Annotated in this window: 20 protein-coding genes; 9 read left to right on the top strand and 11 right to left on the bottom strand. The window is 38.9% G+C overall.

Features of this window, described 5'->3' with window-relative positions:
* Positions 1–46: 46 nt before the first annotated feature.
* Positions 47–1,915 carry a BRCT domain-containing protein gene (locus tag H5185_RS02645; RefSeq protein ID WP_182741276.1) on the bottom strand — a complete coding sequence of 623 codons (1,869 nt, stop codon included), beginning with the start codon at positions 1,913–1,915 and terminating at the stop codon, positions 47–49.
* A 193-nt stretch (positions 1,916–2,108) separates the two neighbouring features.
* Here H5185_RS02645 and H5185_RS02640 point away from each other — a divergent pair, with 193 nt between their 5' ends.
* The gene (locus tag H5185_RS02640; protein WP_182741275.1) at positions 2,109–2,441 is read left to right on the top strand and encodes a hypothetical protein; all 333 of its coding nucleotides are present in this window, start codon (positions 2,109–2,111) and stop codon (positions 2,439–2,441) included.
* On the opposite strand, the gene H5185_RS02635 is transcribed toward H5185_RS02640, so the two are convergent.
* The 8 genes from H5185_RS02635 to H5185_RS02600 all read right to left on the bottom strand — a co-directional run bounded on the left by H5185_RS02635 (position 2,438) and on the right by H5185_RS02600 (position 7,785).
* On the bottom strand, positions 2,438–2,830 hold the full coding sequence (locus H5185_RS02635; RefSeq protein ID WP_182741274.1) for a hypothetical protein: 393 nt from the start codon (positions 2,828–2,830) through the stop codon (positions 2,438–2,440). The genes H5185_RS02640 and H5185_RS02635 overlap by 4 nt on opposite strands.
* A complete protein-coding gene (locus H5185_RS02630; protein WP_182741273.1) occupies positions 2,827–3,138 on the bottom strand; it encodes a hypothetical protein in 312 nt (103 codons plus the stop codon). Before H5185_RS02630 ends, H5185_RS02635 begins: the two co-directional genes overlap by 4 nt.
* 8 nt (positions 3,139–3,146) lie before the next feature.
* Positions 3,147–3,887: a hypothetical protein gene (locus H5185_RS02625; RefSeq protein ID WP_182741272.1), complete on the bottom strand. Its 741-nt coding sequence runs from the start codon at positions 3,885–3,887 to the stop codon at positions 3,147–3,149.
* A gap of 52 nt (positions 3,888–3,939) precedes the next feature.
* Positions 3,940–5,088 (bottom strand): hypothetical protein, encoded by a 1,149-nt coding sequence (locus tag H5185_RS02620; RefSeq protein WP_182741271.1) that lies wholly within the window; start codon positions 5,086–5,088, stop codon positions 3,940–3,942.
* A gap of 178 nt (positions 5,089–5,266) precedes the next feature.
* A complete protein-coding gene (locus tag H5185_RS02615; RefSeq protein ID WP_182741270.1) occupies positions 5,267–5,416 on the bottom strand; it encodes a hypothetical protein in 150 nt (49 codons plus the stop codon).
* Positions 5,417–5,418: 2 nt separating this feature from the next.
* On the bottom strand, positions 5,419–5,640 hold the full coding sequence (locus tag H5185_RS02610; RefSeq protein ID WP_182741269.1) for a hypothetical protein: 222 nt from the start codon (positions 5,638–5,640) through the stop codon (positions 5,419–5,421).
* A gap of 11 nt (positions 5,641–5,651) precedes the next feature.
* Positions 5,652–5,996 carry a hypothetical protein gene (locus H5185_RS02605; RefSeq protein ID WP_182741268.1) on the bottom strand — a complete coding sequence of 115 codons (345 nt, stop codon included), beginning with the start codon at positions 5,994–5,996 and terminating at the stop codon, positions 5,652–5,654.
* Positions 5,997–6,084: 88 nt separating this feature from the next.
* Complete coding sequence (locus H5185_RS02600) at positions 6,085–7,785, bottom strand: PRTRC system ParB family protein (RefSeq protein ID WP_182741267.1); 1,701 nt, start codon at positions 7,783–7,785, stop codon at positions 6,085–6,087.
* A gap of 907 nt (positions 7,786–8,692) precedes the next feature.
* Between H5185_RS02600 and H5185_RS02595 the strand changes: the two genes are divergently transcribed.
* The gene (locus H5185_RS02595; RefSeq protein WP_182741266.1) at positions 8,693–9,889 is read left to right on the top strand and encodes an AAA family ATPase; all 1,197 of its coding nucleotides are present in this window, start codon (positions 8,693–8,695) and stop codon (positions 9,887–9,889) included.
* Positions 9,890–9,891: 2 nt separating this feature from the next.
* Entirely contained in the window at positions 9,892–10,833 is a 942-nt protein-coding gene (locus H5185_RS02590) for a ParB/RepB/Spo0J family partition protein (protein WP_182741265.1), read from the top strand.
* An 866-nt stretch (positions 10,834–11,699) separates the two neighbouring features.
* Here the strand turns inward: H5185_RS02590 and H5185_RS02585 are convergent.
* Both H5185_RS02585 and H5185_RS02580 read right to left on the bottom strand, forming a co-directional pair.
* Positions 11,700–12,173, bottom strand: a complete 474-nt coding sequence (locus H5185_RS02585; protein ID WP_182741264.1) for a DMT family transporter — start codon at positions 12,171–12,173, stop codon at positions 11,700–11,702.
* Between the two features lie 13 nt (positions 12,174–12,186).
* Complete coding sequence (locus H5185_RS02580) at positions 12,187–13,584, bottom strand: amidohydrolase family protein (protein ID WP_182741263.1); 1,398 nt, start codon at positions 13,582–13,584, stop codon at positions 12,187–12,189.
* Between the two features lie 142 nt (positions 13,585–13,726).
* Here H5185_RS02580 and H5185_RS02575 point away from each other — a divergent pair, with 142 nt between their 5' ends.
* The 6 genes from H5185_RS02575 (at position 13,727) to H5185_RS02550 (ending at position 20,224) form a co-directional block, all read left to right on the top strand.
* Positions 13,727–14,611 carry a LysR family transcriptional regulator gene (locus H5185_RS02575; RefSeq protein ID WP_182741262.1) on the top strand — a complete coding sequence of 295 codons (885 nt, stop codon included), beginning with the start codon at positions 13,727–13,729 and terminating at the stop codon, positions 14,609–14,611.
* 671 nt (positions 14,612–15,282) lie between these two features.
* Positions 15,283–16,269, top strand: a complete 987-nt coding sequence (locus H5185_RS02570) for an ATP-binding protein (protein WP_182741261.1) — start codon at positions 15,283–15,285, stop codon at positions 16,267–16,269.
* 292 nt (positions 16,270–16,561) lie between these two features.
* On the top strand, positions 16,562–16,798 hold the full coding sequence (locus tag H5185_RS02565; protein WP_182741260.1) for a hypothetical protein: 237 nt from the start codon (positions 16,562–16,564) through the stop codon (positions 16,796–16,798).
* 182 nt (positions 16,799–16,980) lie between these two features.
* Positions 16,981–18,138 carry a DUF262 domain-containing protein gene (locus tag H5185_RS02560; protein ID WP_182741259.1) on the top strand — a complete coding sequence of 386 codons (1,158 nt, stop codon included), beginning with the start codon at positions 16,981–16,983 and terminating at the stop codon, positions 18,136–18,138.
* A gap of 1 nt (position 18,139) precedes the next feature.
* Positions 18,140–19,255, top strand: coding sequence for a DUF3696 domain-containing protein (locus tag H5185_RS02555; RefSeq protein WP_182741258.1), 1,116 nt, complete (start codon positions 18,140–18,142; stop codon positions 19,253–19,255).
* Positions 19,256–19,258: 3 nt separating this feature from the next.
* Complete coding sequence (locus H5185_RS02550) at positions 19,259–20,224, top strand: hypothetical protein (protein WP_182741257.1); 966 nt, start codon at positions 19,259–19,261, stop codon at positions 20,222–20,224.
* Positions 20,225–20,631 lie beyond the last annotated feature (407 nt).

Raw genomic sequence — 20,631 nt, 5'->3', positions numbered from 1 at the left:
AACATTGTCCTTTGGCGCCCTCTTATGGACGCCACATATATTTAGACTAGGCAGCTATGAGGTTATTGTATTCTGCTTCGGTGATAATAATAACGCCTTTCGCTTTGGCAGCATTCAGCTTGGTTGCACCAACGTTAGATCCAATAACAAGGTAAGTTGTGTTTCTTCCAACAGACGATTGAACAACGGCTCCGAAGCGTTCAGCTTCAGAACACATATCGCTTCGGTTTTGTTCCATTTTCCCTGTAAAAGTGATGTACAGACCGCTTAACGGTAAATTATCTTCTTCATTAAGCACTGACATGGGTTTCATGCTGTTTACCAGATTCAGTGTGTTACATAAAAAGGAAATCTGTTCGGCTTTAGCCTCGATTGCTGTTGTGATGTTTTTTGCCGTCAATTCACCAAAACCATCAATCGCTTGAAGCTGGTCAGCGGTCATGGTGGTGATTGTTGATAGTGATACGTGTTTAAGCATTTTTTTGCTTGAACCACGTCCAAGGGAATGAATACCTAATGACGCTAAAATCAGATAGTCGTTAATGGGTGTTGTTTTGGCTTTTTGAATTTCTGTAAATAAATTTTCAGACTGTCCAACACCGAAGCCACAACCTAAAAGATCAACAGTAGAAAGCGGGTAAATAGATTCGACTGAGCTATATCCATTTTCGACTAACTTACGAACGGTTTGTCGGCCAAACAAATCGACACCAATAACCGAAAAATGGTATTCAATAGCACTTACTTGTCGTTCACTACAGTCGTTATTGACGCAGGTAATGGCATCATTGACCCAATGAACAGGCAGAGAGCAACAAGGGCAATGTGTTGGTATTGAGGGTTTAACCGCTTCAATAGAGCCTAAAATTTTAGGTATGATTTCGCCAGACCGTGTTATAGAGATTAATGCGCCCTCACCTAAGCCCAGATTATTCACATTACCTGCATGATGCGCCGTGACTCGTTGTATCATTGCGCCAGATAGCCTCGTGGGTTCTATCAGTAGAACGGGGGTGATTTTATTTCTGCCTACGTTCCACTCAATCCCTTTTATTCGCACATCAGCCACTTCGCCAACCGATTTTTTCGCGATCTGCCAATGGTGATGATGTTCGTTATTGCCCATATGCTTTTTAACTGTTCCGTTAACCACTTCAATCACGGTTCCATCGGTCAAATACGGTGAATGTTGTTTGGCTTGCTCGCAGTACGACTCCAAGTTAGTTAACAATTTTGCTGCGCTTATGTGAGGACAATTAATTGCGTTAAAAAATACTAAATGAATGGCGTTATCTGCTAACGCTTGTTTTCCCGCATCATTAAGATTATCCGAATTGGCCAATCCTGCGACAAAATTTCGTGGGTGAGCAAAACTACCTTTCAACTTTTCTTCAAAATAACTTTGAAGCACTGTAATTTCACCGATATTATTGCTGTTACTATCGCCAACGAGCTTTAATCCATTGTGATAAAGATGCGTAATGTCATTGCCATATTTACCATCCCCTCTTGTATAAATTTTTTCATCTGCTGCGATATATGAAGCCGCAAGGCCGTCGAGTTTGGGTGATACGCGATAGAGTAATTCTTCTGTAATACCCAATTCATTAGCCGCTTGCTGACAACGATCGACAAAAGACTGTATTTCATCATGCTCATACGCTTTCAACGTTGAAAGCATTGGTGTTTTATGTTGATAGCGGTCATTGATGACGTTTACAGCCTCTGGTTGCACTTTGGTGATTAACGGGTGATGGGGTAAGCGACTTTTTAGGACAGGCATATAAATCAGGTCAAAAGTGACATCAGAGACAACAGGAGAACCAGAACGATATTGCTCATTAAAATAGGTCATGAGCTGCGATAATTGTTCATCAGTTAATAAATGGGTTGGGGTTTTCATTAAATTTTGCATGGCGTCTACTCTTGTTGTTTGAGATGCATCTACTTTCTCATACGGTTCCGAACCCGCAACTCAAGCCAAATGAAAGAATTTAAAATTAATTTACTATGTAATTCAGTTATTAGTCATAAAACTAAGGTTCCCTTAGCTTACAGAAAACAAAATATTGGTTATGTTGAAGCGTCTAAGATAAGGAACATAAATTATGCATATAGAACCGTCTGAAGAACGCTTCCGTTCATGGTTTGTCAGTATTCAAGGTGATATCGCAAAGACGCTTAGTGATATGAAAGAAAATCGAGTTGCCTGTCATCACAAATTTGTGAGGCTGTTGATAGATTTTGACACTAAGCAATACACCGTCTACAGCTTAAACGATGTTGATGTGGCTTATCACAGTACGGATCATGGCGAATTGATAACTAAAGACAGTTGTACACATTTGAGCTATATTCGCGATTTTAGTGCTATTGAGTTCAGTCCTGGATGGGAACGACGTGCGGCCAAGAGTTTTGAAGATTGGATGCAAACGAATTAGTTGCGTTGCTCATTAATACCAAATTTCTTTAATAGTGGTGAAGCGGGAAATTGAGCGCAATGAGGTCGTAAATCCTCAATATTGAGTGTTTTGTTAAAACGCGCAATTTTCCAATGTAGGTATGGCAAGTTATGAGCATTATAGGCTTGGCTTCGACCACCAAGCCATTGATAGAGTTGTTCAAGATTATTAAACGTTGCTGAACTTGAAAAACCTAAATCGGGGTGTAATGTGACGCCTTTACATTCATAGCGTAACCGTGGCGGTATCGAGCTAATGAGTTGTCTAAGTGGAGTATTAGGTGTCGTTTTCAATTGAGGCACGATACCGATTTGCCAATTAGCAAAGGCTTGTGGGTTTCGCGTTAGGTGATCAACAAGTTTACTCATGCTTTGACCTTTTTCATGCAAGTTTTTAATTGATTTAGCCAACAGAGCGTATGTGTGTGCGAGGGTGTTCTTGTCCATTCCACGATAGATATATTAGCGTAAACAGGGTGGACTCTTTCTTTACGTGCTAATAATGCTAAGTGGAAAAGAGCTTCTATGAGTTGGTAATTCAAAGACTCATTTGTCCATTGTTCTGCAACCAGTCGGTATGCGTTGGCTAATTGTAAATACCGAAAGGCCAGATTTGCGACACTAAACTCGGAAATGTGTTCACCAATATCAAGTATATCTTTTTCAATGTTGTCCATAGCCTTAATCATCCTAAAACATCGTTTAATTTAATGCCTACTGGCATGAGTTCAGAAGTCATAATTCGTTTCCCGTTTTTTTCTTTTATTTTATAAAATGCTTCAATATCTACGGGTTTTCTAGTTAACGCTTTATGGTTCGGGTGAGTAAATCGAGAATTAAAAAACTCTTTCTCAACCAACTCAATGGTGTCCTGATTAATGATTTTTGGAAGCGTCATATTGCCAAGGCAAAGCTTTCCGTTTGAATAAAGGTTCATCAATGGGGCGTGGTATAACTTTGTTTTGCGATTGGGACGCTTGTTTGCTGCTAAAGCAAATACGCTCAGTTCAGTCGTTGAATGGCCGTTGGATACACGAAAAATATATAACAGTGGTGGCAGCGTGACTTTCACTTGTCCTTTTGAAAGGTATAAAACACGGCTTTGTCTTGGAGTATGCCACACGAGCATTTTGGCGCTTCTGATAATAATGTGTTCATCGGTAAATGAATTAAACCAATCAGATTGTCCTTTTTCACTTCGGTTTTGAATATCATTGAATGTTTCCGTTACATCATCTATTGAGATAATTTCACCAACGCCTAATCTATCGTTGTTAATGGTATGTCGAGTGATGCACGATAAAGAGCCTGAATGATTTGAGTGAACGACAAGGGCGAGTTTACTATCAATGATTTTTTCATCTGCCACAGTCGATTGAATAAATGCCTCAGTTATCTGTTTGGCTGATCCGATTTCGATTTGCATTGGTTTAATATCCCTGTGATGTACTTTGATACCGTTACAATAAGTCAGTTCACTAATCGCGCAACTCGATAACCGCTAATAGCAAACTTATCATGCAGGTAGAAATTGAGAAATTTGCAAAAAAATCCAATACATTGTCATCACTCAATCTGAGATTTAATGATGCAAATTCATTACCGTTATAAAATCTTTCTGACGCATCTTGAATACAACTTTCTTCTGCTGGTTGGCAAAATGAATAAATTAATTGCTCTGACACATCAACGTCTGATCCAACATCAAAGGGGAATGCGCGAGAGTTTATATTTTTCTCAAAATAGTCGAACAGTGCTTGAACTGGTAATAGCAGTGGGTGAACAGTTGCTAATGTTGCTAATGATTTTTGAACGTCAGCGGTAGGGGTTTTACTTATTTCCGTTATGCTATCTTCTAACTGAGACATACACCAATAGTCGTAAGCACATTCAACCCCATAATCCTCGATAGTTGAAATCATTTCGTCATTCATGTTTAAGTCAATATAAAGTTGTTCCAACTCATATTCACCTTGCTTCTGAGTAATGTATTCCCCAATCAACTCTATATCATTTTCACAGAATAATTCTTCGGTCAGCCAATTGTTGTATCCACTATTTATGTCAATAGTGCTGCACTCAAATTGATGCGCCATAACGGTTTGAATCAATTTATAGAACGTATTTTGCAATCGATTATCAAATGCAAACTTGTTCATATTAAATTCGGTGAGATAGGCTTCTGAGAACGTGATCCGAGAGGCAAAAATATTATTGCCATCATCACCAAAGCCAGCATCTTCCTTGGGCAATGACATTGAGAAAGTCATCATTTGTTCTCTATTATTAAGTATGCTGTCATAGTTCGCTAGGAGGGTGCTTTGCGTTTCAGGATCATGTTTAAGAGAGTCTGCTATTAACGCCCTAATAGTGGATTTGTGGGCATCCATCATCGTTGAAACTGTTGTTGTAAACGGTATCCAAAATTGCTCGGCCACTAATTTTGAAACTAAACTGATTTGTAATAACATATCAGGTTCGCTAATAGCCTCAATCACCTGCTCTTGTTTCATCCAGCCACATTTAACCGCATACGCTAACATAGGAGATAACTGACTCACGTTATCGTCAAACAGCTTATAACGAGAGGTAAGGGCGCTTAAATTTGAACCATCAAGCTTAGGCACATAAGCATTGTTCATGCGGGTATACCAAAGGTTCGATAAACGAGGTGGGTTGATACTCATGGCGATTAATCTCTTGCTACGTGATGACATTACATTAACGCACTCGGCAAAACGCGCCACTCAAAAAAAACGCCCTTATATTTGTATATAGAGGGCGTGCATATTTCGTTTAACCTGATTATCCAATCGGAGGCATATCCTTGGACTGAACATGCTGAGGTGATGTATTAATATTGGAAAGACGGTTAATCAAAATCAGTGAGTATTCATCGGGAGCCGCTTTATAAGCCACTTCCCAACTAGTTAACTGTTTCAGCAAATCGTTCATTGTTACCCCTTAGTTTTGACAGGAATTAATGGGAAATCGTAAACAATTTCGGTTGCTGACTCGTTTAATACGCCATCTTCGATATAGAGTCGGGTATGGCGCAACATGGGGAACTGTTGTGTCAAAATACGTTGAACTTCATCAATGTCGGCTTGTGGGGCTGGATCGTTAATAATTGCAGCACCAATTTTAAATTTTCTAGTTATCGTGTTCATGTTTAACATTGTCATACCCCTTAAAGTGAATCTTCATCATCTAATTCATCAATTAAATCTGCTGCGTCACTTTCAGTCATGTTTGCATCATCAGTTGGTGTGGGTTGTGCTGCAACATTTGAAGTTGAGTGGGTGACGTTTTCAGACAATGAAAACAATTCGTTGGTCAGCATGATTTCAATGTCAGAAAGACTCCCTGTTAACACGATAGGGGGTCGCAATAAGTCGGCTAACTCACCTTTGGCATTCGCGTCAACTTGTGTGGTTAATACCACTCTTACCTTATTAGCGGCTAAAAATTGAATTGATAAGTTGATGCGTTCTGCACCACCGATAGTATTGAGTTGATTAAGTTGAGTTAACATTTAAGCCTCGATAATTTAATTGGTTTTGATAACGATATTGTGCGACAAGTTGGCAAACGGGCAACTGACTACCCGCTTGCCTGTGACGTTATTTAATAAGAGCCAGATATTCATCAGGTGCGAAGTGAGTCCAATCGAATGGAGTCGCTAAGATAGTGTCAATAAACTTGCCTTTACCGCTGTTAGCGGCTTTGGCAAAGCTACCCGCCTTTTTGTTCTCCATTGCTTGATCAAAACCAGCTTTGATACATAACGCTGATAATGAGCCAATGGTGTACTCCGATAAAATGGCCTTGGTTGGAGTCCATTTTTCAATGGCAACCGATCGGGCATTTTCTACAAATCCGATATTGGAAATCATAATGTCGGTCATGCTGACAGTTTGGTCACATTGTTTAGTGGCAAGGTGTTGAGTGACGTTAAGTATTTCAGTTTTTAAATCGTCAAGACTCACACGTAAAGCGGCTTGTATGGTGGCTTCAAAATGAGTCGGTACACCAAGCGTTTCATTTAGCGCCTTATAGCTAGTGCATAGACGTTTTAGGGCGGCATAACTCATGGCTAATTGAAAATGCTCTTGTGGCATTAATAATGATGCGGATGTTTCTCGCATAATCGCTTTGTTAGTATCAATAACTTTCTTAGGCACAATGCAACTTACAGGCTTATCGGTTTTGGCTGCTGGTTTTGTCGTATCCTTAACTCCGTCCGAGTTAGCATTATCAACATCAATTGGGGTAGCTAATTCAATGGCTGCTTCCTCAACGTCCACAGAGTCAGTCGATAGGGCGTTAACACATTTGTTAAAGCAAATAGCGTCTACACATTGGTTAGGATAAGTTGAGCCTAGAGCGCGGCCTAGTCGGTCATCAATCAATACAACTCGTTTTTGACAAGCAAGGCAACCTGTTGAGAATTGTTCTTCACCAACGGTAACTGCATCGACTGTATTGCGGTCAGAATCCGCGATCTGTTGGACTAACAGGACAGTTCCGTATTGGTCAGCTAATTCAGCTTTTCTTGACTCAAGCCATTCGCCCGTTTTTTCTTTAAAGCAATTAAGGTTTGAACAAGCTGCTTTTTGTTCCTCTATTCCGAACAAGCCTGATTGTGCTGCGCTGTTATGAGGGCAGGTATTACAATTAGTCGTATCAAATTTCGCAAGGCTTAAATATTGTTGTCCTTTCGCTGCACGTTCACGTAAATAAGATACAGTCCATTTTTCAGCAATAATTTTCTTTAACGTGCCTTGTTGGAGTTTGGTTGAAAATGGCGCGAGTAATAAAGCGTGACCAACAGTGATTGAACCGTCTATAACGCAATCTAAAACTTCATCACAACATTTTAGAATTTCAATTCGTTCATTAACTTTTTTAATCGTCCATGCAAGTCGGTCAGCAATGGCTTGACGATCACCATTGTAGAACGCACTGAGTTGTTGAACGGCTTTGCATTCATCAATGAGAGATAGACCTTCTCTATTCAGATTTTCTTCCATTTGATGCTCTAAAGCCTCAGCATCAGAGAGTGGCTTAATCAAAACAGGAATATCATTTAATCCCAATTCTCGGGAGATAATAAGTCGGCCATAACCAGCAACAACTTCAAAACGATCAGCGGCGGGGCGAACCAAGATAGGCTGAATAACACCACGCAAGCGAATACTCTGTTTTAACTCCGAATATTTTGCCTCGTTGCGTGATCGTCTTGTATTACCAAAGGGGAGGGCATCAATCATATTGACAGGTAACGTAGTGTTGTGGGTTGATAAATGTTGATTCTGTTCCATGTTAATCACCTTGATAATAGTGGTTAGTTCGTTTTGATAGAATGACTTTCTCATAGGTTTTAAAAGGCGCAACCGCTCAATACTGGTGGATTCATTACACCAATATTGAGTGGTTTAACTGAGCGGGGCTGGTTTCAAGTGGAGGTAATAAGTTCAGAAATATTGAGAGTTACAGATAAACGCTCAACAACCGCTTGATATAAAGAATATGAAATATCTTTATAATTTCTGAACAAGACCCATTGGGCGTTTCTATCGGGAACTGCAACGGTTTTCGCGCAAGCAGGCACTATTACTTTGCATAAACTTCGTGATGAAGGTTATGGATTATTGGCCAAATTATCCATTCATATTAGCAATCAAAAATTCCAACTTACGTTAAGCACGTTTTTTATTGTTTATATTTTGAAATAAATTCGTTTTAGGTCAAATACAATGTAATAAATCTCATGTATATCTTTATTTCTTGATGTTTTTCATGAAATGAGGGTGTTTACTTTTGATCCATACAATAATTTTCCTTTTCACGAAAAAGTATCAATGGCACTCTCAATGTCGATAAATGCTATGAAAATTGATACTAGATAGTCATAATTCATAAGTTATGTCTCATTAAGTTAAAATAGTTGACCAAAAATCGTCTAAATCCAAAAATCAATAATCATAAAATATTTGTCTTATTCTTCAGGAATAATTTCAACAATAATGTTTATTAACATTGGTTTATGTGTTTTTTGTGGTTGTCCAAAATCTTGTTCAATATTAATAGAAAACAGGCGTTAAGCATTGTTTTTAGGATAAATGCAAAAAACATTGCTGGTAGCTTCGATATTTGTTGATTGTTTTGTTTTGTTGTTTTAACCTTGCATCATTAAAATATGCTTTAAACTGATTACGGTGGGGATTTATGGATATTTCTAATTTCGTACAAACAGGTGCTTACGCAAGAGAGGCACTACAACGCCTTTCTGATAATGAGGCTAAGCATAAAAAAGAGTTTGGTTATGACGAATTTCATGTCCGATTTAACAAATCAGCTATTACCCGCCTGTCTGGATTATCTAGAGCCATCGTTGATAAAGCGATGTTTGAAATGGAAGCAGAAGGTTACGTCTTTAGTAAAAAATTAACGGGAACAGTAGAAAGTTATGATCTCACTATTGAGCAGGTAATTGATATATATGCTCACAGAGGCGAACCAAAGTTAAGAGATATTCAAAACGAAGCTGTTGTTCTGTTTCCCGCGAACCTTAAAGGTGGTGTCTCAAAATCACTCATAGCAAGCACAGTCGCACAATCATTACGCACTCATCCCCAACTACTTAAATATGATCAGCGTATTCTGGTTATTGACCTTGACCCGCAAGCATCATCAACAATGATGTTAAATCATCAGTATTCTATTGGCGATGTTGAGTACACAAGTGCTCAAGCTATGCTGCAAAATCTGACTCGTGAAGAGCTATTAAGTGATTTTGTTGTAGAGTCAAAGGTAAAAAATGTTTTCGTTATGCCATCGTCAATAGCAGATGGTTTTATTTCGTCGAACTGGGAAGCATTATGCGCAGAATATCTTCCTGGCCAAAACGTTAACATGGTGCTAAAAGAGAATGTGATAGATAAGTTAAAAGGTGATTTTGATTGGATAATTACTGACACAGGTCCGCATCTTGATGCATTTTTGAAAAACGCTATTGTTGCAGCAGATGTCTTGGCCACTCCTTTACCACCATCACAAGTCGATTTACATTCGACCTTGCAATACATAGGTCGTTTGCCATCCATTATGGAATCGTTAATAAAAAGTGGCGTAACTAAATTACCTGAACACCATTTTTCTTTTATGACTAAGTTTAGTAAAAGTGTTCAAGATAAAGATGCATTGGCGATTGCTAAAGCTGTATTTAGAGAGCAAATGTTAGATTGTAATGTACCAAATTTAATAGCTTATCAGCGTTGCGGCGAGACATTCGATACCGTTATATCTGTAAATCCGAAGGAATATGCCGGAGATTCAAAATCTTTAAAAACAGCGAAAGATGCAATTGATGATTTCGCTTTATCAGTATTCCAGCATGTCCAATTATATTTGAGAGCGAATTAATTATGGAAGTCAAACCCCCCCGAAAAGCTCCGATTGGTAGAAGTATCGGAGAGTTATCACCATTTTCTAGCAATTCACAGCAGGCTGTTTCTTACGAATATACCTTACACAATGGGCGTAAGGTTATGTTTCAGAAAGTCATCGTTCCTGCAGATCAAGTTGAAACGTTAACGTTTGCTCACGACATGAATAAGCGCATTGCAGCTGATTTAACGCGCGCTTCATTGTCGTTGTTAATCAATTCGATTGCGCGTCAACAATACCAGCCTGTTATTGCTCAGAGGATCAAAGGGAAATATGCGGCCTTAGACGGAACTCGTAGACGTCAGGCGGCTATTTTTGCAGGAGTTGGCCTTGAAATTTTATTCTGTGATGAAGAGTTAACGCCGGCAGAGGTCAAAGCGTTATCTAAAGAGCTACAGACAGCTAAAGAGCACTCAATTAGAGACAATGGTAGAGTTTTTGCTACTTTGCTCAGTGATGATCCAATGAAAACTCAAGCAGAGATTGCGGAACTAGAGGGCTTCACGCAAGGCTATGTATCAAAAGCATTGCAGGCGTGGGAAATTCCCCAAGAAATCATTAATCTATTTGAATTCCCAAGTGATCTGACGTTCAGTCAATTTGCGGAAATTTCAAAAATTATAAAAGTCATCATTGGTAAAAAAATTCCCTTGGAAGAAATCATTCTATTAACAGAAGTGAAGCCTGGAACATCAAATGATGAGGTTATTGATTTTATTCGGGAAGCAGCGGAAATAAACAAGGTTGTGAAAGTTACTGCTAAACCTAAAAAGTTTCTTGAGTTAAATGCTAAGAAATGGGCAAACAGTAAGCGGGTAAAAGATAAAACGACGATAACGCTAAACCGAGCTACCTCGGAAGAGTATGCATTGATTGAAGCGTACATAGTGAAAGTAATGAAAGGTACAAAAGAGTCATAATAAAATAGAACGACGAACATGCTCAACCGCCAAGTAGCTCATGTTCGTCGCCAACTAACAGGATTAATTTACGGAGAATAATCATGTCAATTGCGACAATGCTATCAGTTGCTGAATCGATTGCAAAGGGGCAGAAAGTGAAAATGCCGGCTATGCGGTTCTCAGATTGGGCTCTATTTTGTAGATGTTTGCACGAGGCGAAGCTTGCCAATCAGTAGATAACCCAAAAAGCAGTTAAAAGAACTGCTTTTTTATTCATTAAAAATCTATTTAAAAATGCAATTTTGAATACAGGATATCGTTTGATGGTGTAACCATCCCTTATATCGATCATATTTTAAGAGAGTTTTCCTTATTTAACCGCTCATACAATTTGGGTGGTAAATCATTCAGTGATTCATGTGGCCGATCATAATTATATTCTTCAAGCACAGATGCTATTGCTTATGCTGAAAGTGTTGACTATGACAATGAACAAGCGTTATCAGTTTGCTTTGATACCCAACAAGGCAATTACTGGGAAAGCGCACAAGTGACATTCAACGAATTAGAGTGGTTCGTTGACGACTTAGGAATGGGAGGTCAATCAGCTAAAGGAGACCTGTGCGTTTATATTAAAGTTTGATAATTCTTAATAGTGTTTGATCATTTATGCCCCTTTATGTGCTAGTGTCAAATATCGTTCACATCCTGTTAATGAGTGTTTGTCTTACCAAAAGTTATCCGAATGTAGTGCATATCTATATTTCGTTTGATAGCGAAATCTAGCCTCTTATTCCTTAAAAATATAAAACTAGGGCCACTCGAGCTAGGCAATATTAGTGGTCACACTTCGGATGCAGACGTTCGTTAGTAATTCCTATCTATCAGTGCAGATAACGCTCAGACAACCTGTCACCAAACAACATAATGACGAGCCCGACCAACATGATTAGCATTCCGCCAAGCTTCATCACTGAAACCGGCCGCTTGATTGCGCCTAGCAGACCAAAATGGTCAATCATCTGGGATGAAAGCAGCTGCCCAACAATTGCCAGCCCGAGCAAGACTGAGAAACCGATTTTGGGTGCTAGTATGACATAGCTGAAGAGGGCGCATGCACCAATCAGTCCTCCCGCAAGACTCCACAACGGTTGAGATGGAATGGCTGCAAGCGAGGCTAATAATCCCCCGCGTAGCATTGAGTATGTCCCAAGGCTGAATGCCCCGACCGTGAAGGAAAACAGTGCGGCGGTGACCGAGTCGCCCCCGAGTCCTTTTGCCAGCTGACTATTCAGAGTCGTTTGCAGCGTGATACCCAGACCAGCGACAAAAGCAATAACGTAATAAATCATGCTCATGTGTAATTCTCTGTTAATGCGCATGTTCCAGTGGCAAAAAAGCGTCAGCAAATACATCAGGTTGATACCCTGAAGCAGCAAACAGATACTCACGGGATTCATCAATGGCCTCGCGAAGACGAGCGCTGTCCACACCCAGGACTTTACTGTTCTGCTTGACGATGCGTCCACCAATAATAACGGTATCGATGTTGCTGCGTTCGGTCGCGTGTACCACTGTGCCAAAGGCATTACCGGACGGATAAAGGTTGATGTCGCCAGCGTTAATCAAGATCAAATCAGCTTGTTTACCCGGCGTTAGGCTACCAATTTTATCTTGAAGCCCTGCACAAGCTGCACCATCGACGGTCGCAGCTTTAAGAAGCTGTGCGGCTGGCAGTGTTTTTAGCGAATGTGCGGAATCACAGCAATGCTGTTGATGCATCCCCATCACTCGTTGCAGGTAAAATGCCACACGCATTTCCATAAACATATCAGTGCTGTAGGACGTTTCATTGTCGACACTTAGCCCGGGATTAATGCCGTGACGCCGCGCAGCCTCAATGGCAAACATACCGTCTTCAATGCCATAGTGTGCATCAGAACGTGGGCAGACGTTCACCCGGACACCAGCTTCATGCAGGATCTTCCACCCTTCATCGGGCAGCGACGTGCAGTGATTGAAAATATTATCCGGACCAAGAAGACCGCGCTGATACAACGATTCAAGTTCAGATGCCATGAAAGAACCAAAAAATTCAGTGACGATTGGCAGTCCCAATCTGCGGGCTTCCGCCCACAACTCTGGCTCCAGCTGGGCCATGACTGCAAGAGAAATAAGGCTTTCAGGGTTGTTCTTGAAATACTTTTCCTGCAGGCGTTGCCAATTGCCTGGCCAGTGTGCTTTATCCCATTCGCCAGAGACTGGTGCTCCTGAGGCATGTATGGCGCGGATACCCGAATCAAGCAGGGCCTCAATGGCGGCATCAGAATGCTCAGCCGTGCGGCTGTTATGGGAGTTATCTATGAGGGTGGTGATACCGGCGTCAATAGCTCCAAGAGCAGTCAGCAGGTTACCAACATAAATATCGGAAGGACGATAGTATTTGGCGAACGAGAAATGGGTCGCATTGCTGTAGTCTTCCAGACATGTAGCATTGGGGTTGATGCGACGTAATTGTCCTTCCCATGAGTGACGATGAGAATCCACCATACCCGGCATAGCGATCATATTAGTCGCATCTATTATATGCGCACCTTTTGCATCCAAGTTCTGACCTACGGCAGTAATGGTTGAGCCAGTGATTAGAATATCGCCGCGTTCAATATTGCCGACGCTTTCATCCATGCTCAGTATCGTTGCTCCACGAATCAACGTTACCTGGGGCATTTCAACCTGGTTGTTAACAATATTTCTGATGTAATCGGTCATTTCAATAGCCTCTCTTAATCAATAACGCACAATGTACGCGACGCTATTGATATTAAAAAGAGGCTTAAAGTGTTTTTATAATTCATAATATACGAATAATAGAATTTACTAGCGGCAGATTGTTCTTTCTGGGAGAAAGCATATGGATCGTATTCATGCTATGCAGATTTTTATCCGAGTTGCAGAAGCTGGAAGCTTCGTACGTGCTGCAAAAACACTTTCTCTGCCCTCATCGACTGTCACCACGACAATCAAAAAACTAGAGAAATACCTAAAGGTGCGTCTGTTTAATAGGACAACGAGGCGAGTAAGCCTTACACCTGAAGGCTTGGAGTATCTTACGCAATGCAGAGAAATTCTCTCCCTAATCGAACATGCTGAATCCAGCCTGACGGATTCAGTCAGTCGACCTCAAGGACGCTTGAGGGTTAACATGCCTGCCGGGATCGCTCATTCCATCGTTGTGCCAAACCTAAAAGACTTTTATAGACGTTATCCCGATATATACCTAATGATAGGAGTCAGCGATAGGCATGTGGATCTGATTCAGGAAGGTGTGGACTGCGTGATCAGAACGGGAGATCTGAATAGCTCCACTCTCGTTGCCCGTCCACTGGGTCGGTTTCGCTGGATTACCTGTGCTTCACCCGACTACATCAGGGAATATGGTGTTCCGCAATCACCTGATGAATTAACTCAGCACAAGGCGATACATTATTTTTCCAGTCAAGTAAGGTGGACTAATGAACTACGCTTTGTTTACAACAGTGAGATGTTCTCTATTCCTGTGAGCGGGGCTGTAGCCGTAAATGAAACAGCACTCTACATTAAAATGTGTCTAGAGGGTTACGGGCTAGCGCAGCTTGCAGAGAATGTTGTATCCGAACACCTGAAAAAAGGTAGACTTGTCGAGGTACTGACGGACTGGCAACCGCCGTCAGTACCAGTCAATTTACTTTACCCTCATCAGCGCTTTCTATCTCCAACTGTACGAGTTTTTGCTGATTGGATTGGAGAGTTTATCTGAAGCTAATTTTTCATAGCGAATGTCCAATTACAGCCCGTATTGTCTGCGTTATTGAAGAAGGTTTTGTATACCTGAGCTAATCCTTCACTTGCTAAATTTATAAGAAATGTAACTCGGAAATGTCCAGTTTCAAGTTAGCGTGGCCAACACATTTCTGCCCCAAAGCTTGCTAGCGATCGGCTGGTGAATCGAAAACTCATAAACGAGTTGCCCTACAAATTTTTATCAATTAACCGAGGCTTTAACACTTCATCATTAGTAAGCGAAACTGATGGATATACAGTTATATTCAAACTTAATTTATTTTGAGTGTTTTTAGCCAATTCACATGCGCACTAATAAAACGTTAAACTAAGCCGCTGCGCGTCGCCAAATGAGGATCCAATTGAGTACATAATCCTCATTGAAACCGTTAGGCTTAAAGATGTAAGATAGAAAATTATGATGAAAAGGAATTTCAATGAAAAACTTACCCACTACTCAATATCAATAGACCAAAACTGCTCTGTATTCCATAGGCAGCATCAAAAAAATCAAATTTCTATAGCATGAAGTATGCCAATTAATATGGACTAGGCATAGGCCAAGTCCAGCAAGAGTTTTATGCGCTTTAAATAGCGCATAAATACTAAAACGTTATCCAAATACATATTTAGAGTCGTATTATATTAATGAAAACCATATTTTTCCCTTCACATTTCGGACGTGACACACTTAATTCATTTTTTAAACAACTTGAAGAAAACCTTAATGCGCCTGAAATTTTAGTAGATTGTACAACTTTAAATTATTCATACCCTAGCGGGATGTTAGTTGCAGGTTCTAAAATGCGTAAATGGATAAAACACAGAAGAGAAAACGGGCTAATCACCAAAAAGAAAGGCTATGACAGTGATAAAAAAGTCCATGGTTATCTTCGTCATTTAGGTTTTTTTGATTTTATAGGTATGGGCGAAGGAAATGTAGTTGGTGAAGCTTCAGGTTCAATGACTTATTTGCCGATAACTAAAATAGAAAAACCTATTATCGATTTACAAGTACAAGATGTTAAAGAATGGTATGACGAAATTATTTCTCAAACTAGGCGTTTTGCAACTCTACTATCTGGAACAAATGAATATACGGAAGAGAATAAGCTTTATCATTACGCATTAAGAGAAATTGTGCGAAATGTCTTTGAGCATTCTTTGGCGGATGAATGCTACTTATGTGGTCAACGTTGGGCTGATGGTAGGGTTGAAGTAGCCGTCATTGACGAAGGCGTGGGAATATCTGCTTCTTTAAAGCGTTCATTTGAAATTGAATCTGAAATTGATGCACTACGGAAGGCGATTAAACCAGGAGTTTCAAGTACAACAAAAATAGCAGAAGCCGATAATATTTATGATAATTCGGGATTTGGACTTTATGTTTTAGAGCAATTAGTTTCTTCATTTGGTTGGTTTATGCTTGGTAGTGGCAGTGCAAAAATTGTGTCGCAAGGTAAAGCAATGAGAGAACAAGAGCTTAATTTTGACGGGACTTACATAGGGCTTAGACTAAATAGCGCGCCGAGGCAATTCTCAGGGATACTTGATGATATTATTAGTCAAGGTGAACATGAAGCTGAAGTATCAGGTATAAAAACCACTGCTTCGGGTATGTCTAAATTTTCGTAGCTTTAATTAACCACTCCAAGCCGTTATTGCCCCAAAGCTTCTTAGAGTAATGCTCATGCATAAGCCCGTTACTCACCTTTTGACTTACTTTTCTTATTCAAAAAAGTCTTAATTTGGTGGTCAAATTGTCAATGTTACATATCTCTTAGATATTAAGTTTTGACCATAATAATCAAATATCCGTAATATGTCTTAAAGTGCGAATAACTTGAGTACACTTCACGAAATTTATAATAAAAATCTTTAAATAAATTAATGGCCTGTAGACCGTAACGCATGAGGTAAAATAGCAATGAAAGTAAAAGAATTGATTGTGGCTCTTGAACAGTTAAACCCTGAAATGGAAGTGATTGGGTTTACCGCTAATGGTGACAAGTTCAATGATGCTAATCGAGTGTATGAACTCAAAGAACTCAAGCTGGCTAAGGCACATAGAGAGCGTGCAAGAACTAAGTCAGTTGATGCAACGTTGAATTTTGCTCCTGGTGGGGAAGATCAAGCTGTTCTCTACTTAACAAGTGATTTTTAACTTACTCTTAGGTGTCTAGCTTAATGAAATCAACTCGATTCCTAACCTAGGGTAGCCATCATGATGGCTCCAAAAGCTTCCAAGAGAAAAAAGAGCATCAAACTCAGTAGGATGTCGCTGAGTTAAAGTCATAAATATGGTAACTTAGTGGGTAATTTCAGTTAGAAGAGAAGTTTCCCCTGATGGACACTCCAACATGCAGCGCAGGTCAAGAAATGATAGAAATGGAAAATACAGAGTTTGAAGCTGAAGATCTCGGGGAAACAGAAGACCAAGAAGAGACTATTGAACCTTTTGATCCGAAAAAGGTAGATGTAAGTATTTCAACTCCAAATTTAGGCACTTTGATAGCTAGGTTGAAGCATGATGAAATTGACCTGATGCCAGATTTTCAACGTTCTGGTGATTTATGGAGCAAGCAACTACAAAGTAGATTAATTGAATCGATTCTTATTCGGCTTCCTATTCCAGCATTTTATTTTGATGCTTTACTGGACGATAAGTGGCAGGTCGTTGATGGACTTCAACGTTTATCTGCTATAAATAATTTTGTTATCCAAAAAACTTTACATTTAACAAAATTAGAATTTCTAACAGATTACGATGGTTGTACTTATGATGAATTACCGAGAGCGCTTCAGAGAAGAATTGAAGAATTCCAAACTTCAGTATATTTAATAAAACCTGGCACTCCATTATTGATGAAATACTCCTTATTCAACCGTATTAATACTGGTGGCTTAAAGTTAAACCCACAAGAAATCAGACATGCAATGAGTCAATCAGTCAATAGCGGTGCTGCATCAAAATTCTTAAGAGATGTTGTTTGTTCTGACGAGTTCAAGTGTGTGGTTGTCAATAAAAATTATCGTATGGCACATGAAGAGTTAGCTCTAAGACATTTCTCCTTTGTTATTTTTGGAACTGAATCATATAAGTCTTCTCTTCCAAAATTTCTAAACTTGGGGATGATCGAACTAGGAAATGCTGAGAGAAGATATTTATTACGATTAAAGAATAAATTTTTGGCTTCGTTAAAAGCTGCTAATGATATTTTTGGTAAGGACTCCTTCAAGAAAAGTTTAGCCATGCCTGATCATAAAAAAGTAGTTAACAAACCTCTTTTCGAGTCTGTTTCTGTCAGTTTATCTTTGATTAATGAGCAGGAGCGTTCAGAATTAGTGAATAGAAAAGAAGAGGTTATTAAGGCGTTTACTGTTTTATTGAATGATAATGAATTTGACATGTCAATTAGTAAGTCAACGGCTAATACTGACAATGTTCAAACTAGATTTAATATGATTAATGATACAGTTAAAAATTTACTGATAGGTTGTTAATATGTTGAATTTATTAAGCTTAAAAAATTTCAAGTCAATTAAAGATGATGATTTTGAATTAAGGAATTTAACTCTCTTCTCTGGGGTTAATGGTATGGGGAAATCATCGGTTCTTCAGTCATTACTTTTATTAAGACAGTCATATGATAAACATTTGTTACCTAGTGTTGGATTGTCCCTTTCTGGTGAGTACGTAAAAATAGGTATTGGCCAAGATCTTCTATACAGAACTGCTGAAGAAGAAAGTGTAAAAATAGAAGCTTGTTGGGATGAGAATCATTTGGAACTTCATTTTGACTATGATAAAAACTCTGATATGCAACCTATTAGTTTTAAATCCATTATTGAGCTTAGTGCATTTAAAGAATCTCTTTTCGATTCAAATTTCCAGTATTTATCGGCGGAAAGAATTAGCCCTAAAAGTGTTTACGAAGTGTCTGATTATGCAGTAAATCAACGACGGTCATTAGGTTCTAAAGGAGAGTATACTGCACATTTTTTGTCGCAACATGGAGATAAAGTTATAACTATAGACGGGCTTAAACATCCGAAGGCTACTACTATGTCTCTTATTGATAACTTAAATGCTTGGATGTCAGAGATTACACCAGGAACAAAAGTAATTACAAAGTTAATTCCTGAAATAAATCAAGCTAGTCTGCATTATCAATTTTCTTCCGCGACTGAACTAACCGACAAATTTAGACCTGAAAATACAGGGTTTGGACTTACATATGTTTTACCTGTTGTGACAGCTTTGTTGTGTGCGAGGCCTGATGACTTATTAATTATTGAAAATCCAGAGTCACATTTACATCCGTCAGGGCAGTCAGTTATTGCTAAAATGCTCGCAATAGCTTCTGAAAACAATATTCAAATATTAATTGAAACACATAGCGACCATATTTTAAATGGAGTTAGAGGTGCGGTTAAACATAACAATATTTCATCAGAAAATGTTTTAATATATTTTCTATCAAGAGATTTGTCATCACCTGAACATGCTGCGAATGTTGAAAAAATTGAAATTAACGATGATGGTCGTATTGATAATTGGCCAGATGGTTTTTTTGACGAATGGGATAAAAGTCTAAATATCTTGCTCAAGGACGAATAATACGTGTTTGATACTATGGTTCTAAATGAGGCATCACTTCCTTTTAGGTCAAAAGACGAATGTGAGAATAAAATCGATAGTTTTTTTGAACTCCTACATGAGGCAAAACTTCATAATATTAAGTTTTCTAGGGCTGACGATATTGAAGGAGATTGGAATCAACTAAATTATGCTGATGATTTTATATTTGGGCAGTGGTTGAATAATATCGCTGACAAAGAGAGACAGCGTCAAGTAAAAAGTGTACTTAGTAACATGAAGTGCCCCTTAGTAGATGTAAATAATAATCAGCAAGGTGTTAATGCAGAACATATACTTTTCACTCTACATGGCTTACAAGATGTGGAGGTTTTAGGTTTGGGTTTCGCCTCTCTAAATAATTCACACGGGCTAAGTTTTGCCTCGGCGGTTCATTGGGAGCAAGATTCAATTTCAATTGAAAAACTCTGGATGCATGAAGGCGTAGAACAAAGTGAAACTGTTAATGTTCCTAATGTTTCATCAATTGTTCAACTAAGGCCAATACTTGCTAATTTTGAAGCACGTCGTATGGAAAACAAGGCATATTTTGATGCCTTGAACGTTTCAGACAATGATGACTTTGAAAATCTGCTTTTTACTGAGTCAGTACTCAAATCTTTAAGATCAACTTCCCTGCATCCTTTAGATTTTAGAAGAGTAATTGAAGTCCTAAAGAAACTTAATGAAGGCATAATTGACGCAAAAAACTTACTGGAATTATCTACGAATTCTGGTTTAGATATTTCAGGTGAAAGCGAAAGGACAATGCAGAACCGATCATTAGTAAGGCTGCGAACTTTCGAACACCCGTCATTGAAACGTCAAATATTTGATGTGCATGTTAAAAATTTCAATAATTTCAAAAGGATGCATATATTGGTCGATTATAAATTAAAGACTGTTTGCATAGGATATTTTGGAAAGCATTTGAAAACCGCTACAGAATAAAAGAGTTATTTTTTCAACTTTATGTACAGAACTCATGAAAATTTTTTAATTGACTGGAGAATACCAATCTCATAAATTTAACCAGGAATGCACTTCAACGTATGAGAATGATTATAATATTGGTAACATGATATTTTTATTTTTTCGGTTTAATGATTTAAAATTAGAAAATAAATTTTCTGCGGGGTACTATGATTTTATATCGGCATTGTTTCATATCCCATAGCAATACTTTCTCTAATGCCAATAGCCATTTCCAGAGCTTTAGCACTAACACATTTCTGCCCCAAAGCAATTCAGCGTAGTTTCTTCTTGATTGTAAGTTACGCAGATTTAGCATTACTTTTTCTTATACTTCAACTACACAGATTAAGAGTGATTATCGAGTGGTTCAATAGTTATCTATT

This window comes from Shewanella sp. SG44-6 (assembly GCF_014164185.1).
GTDB lineage: Bacteria > Pseudomonadota > Gammaproteobacteria > Enterobacterales > Shewanellaceae > Shewanella > Shewanella vesiculosa.
Note: the sequence above shows the minus strand (reverse complement) of the source record. Positions and strands in the feature narration are given on the sequence as shown.

Bases quoted from the DNA above. Each gene is read 5' to 3' on its own strand.
- H5185_RS02630 (WP_182741273.1), bottom strand. From the start codon at position 3,138: ATGGACAACATTGAAAAAGATATACTTGATATTGGTGAACACATTTCC.
- H5185_RS02585 (WP_182741264.1), bottom strand. From the start codon at position 12,173: ATGAGCATGATTTATTACGTTATTGCTTTTGTCGCTGGTCTGGGTATC.
- H5185_RS02605 (WP_182741268.1), bottom strand. From the start codon at position 5,996: ATGTTAACTCAACTTAATCAACTCAATACTATCGGTGGTGCAGAACGC.
- H5185_RS02555 (WP_182741258.1), top strand. From the start codon at position 18,140: ATGTTGAATTTATTAAGCTTAAAAAATTTCAAGTCAATTAAAGATGAT.
- H5185_RS02565 (WP_182741260.1), top strand. From the start codon at position 16,562: ATGAAAGTAAAAGAATTGATTGTGGCTCTTGAACAGTTAAACCCTGAA.
- H5185_RS02625 (WP_182741272.1), bottom strand. From the start codon at position 3,887: ATGCAAATCGAAATCGGATCAGCCAAACAGATAACTGAGGCATTTATT.
- H5185_RS02610 (WP_182741269.1), bottom strand. From the start codon at position 5,640: ATGTTAAACATGAACACGATAACTAGAAAATTTAAAATTGGTGCTGCA.
- H5185_RS02615 (WP_182741270.1), bottom strand. From the start codon at position 5,416: ATGAACGATTTGCTGAAACAGTTAACTAGTTGGGAAGTGGCTTATAAA.
- H5185_RS02575 (WP_182741262.1), top strand. From the start codon at position 13,727: ATGGATCGTATTCATGCTATGCAGATTTTTATCCGAGTTGCAGAAGCT.
- H5185_RS02640 (WP_182741275.1), top strand. From the start codon at position 2,109: ATGCATATAGAACCGTCTGAAGAACGCTTCCGTTCATGGTTTGTCAGT.
- H5185_RS02570 (WP_182741261.1), top strand. From the start codon at position 15,283: ATGAAAACCATATTTTTCCCTTCACATTTCGGACGTGACACACTTAAT.
- H5185_RS02635 (WP_182741274.1), bottom strand. From the start codon at position 2,830: ATGAGTAAACTTGTTGATCACCTAACGCGAAACCCACAAGCCTTTGCT.
- H5185_RS02580 (WP_182741263.1), bottom strand. From the start codon at position 13,584: ATGACCGATTACATCAGAAATATTGTTAACAACCAGGTTGAAATGCCC.
- H5185_RS02595 (WP_182741266.1), top strand. From the start codon at position 8,693: ATGGATATTTCTAATTTCGTACAAACAGGTGCTTACGCAAGAGAGGCA.
- H5185_RS02560 (WP_182741259.1), top strand. From the start codon at position 16,981: ATGGACACTCCAACATGCAGCGCAGGTCAAGAAATGATAGAAATGGAA.
- H5185_RS02590 (WP_182741265.1), top strand. From the start codon at position 9,892: ATGGAAGTCAAACCCCCCCGAAAAGCTCCGATTGGTAGAAGTATCGGA.
- H5185_RS02600 (WP_182741267.1), bottom strand. From the start codon at position 7,785: ATGGAACAGAATCAACATTTATCAACCCACAACACTACGTTACCTGTC.
- H5185_RS02645 (WP_182741276.1), bottom strand. From the start codon at position 1,915: ATGCAAAATTTAATGAAAACCCCAACCCATTTATTAACTGATGAACAA.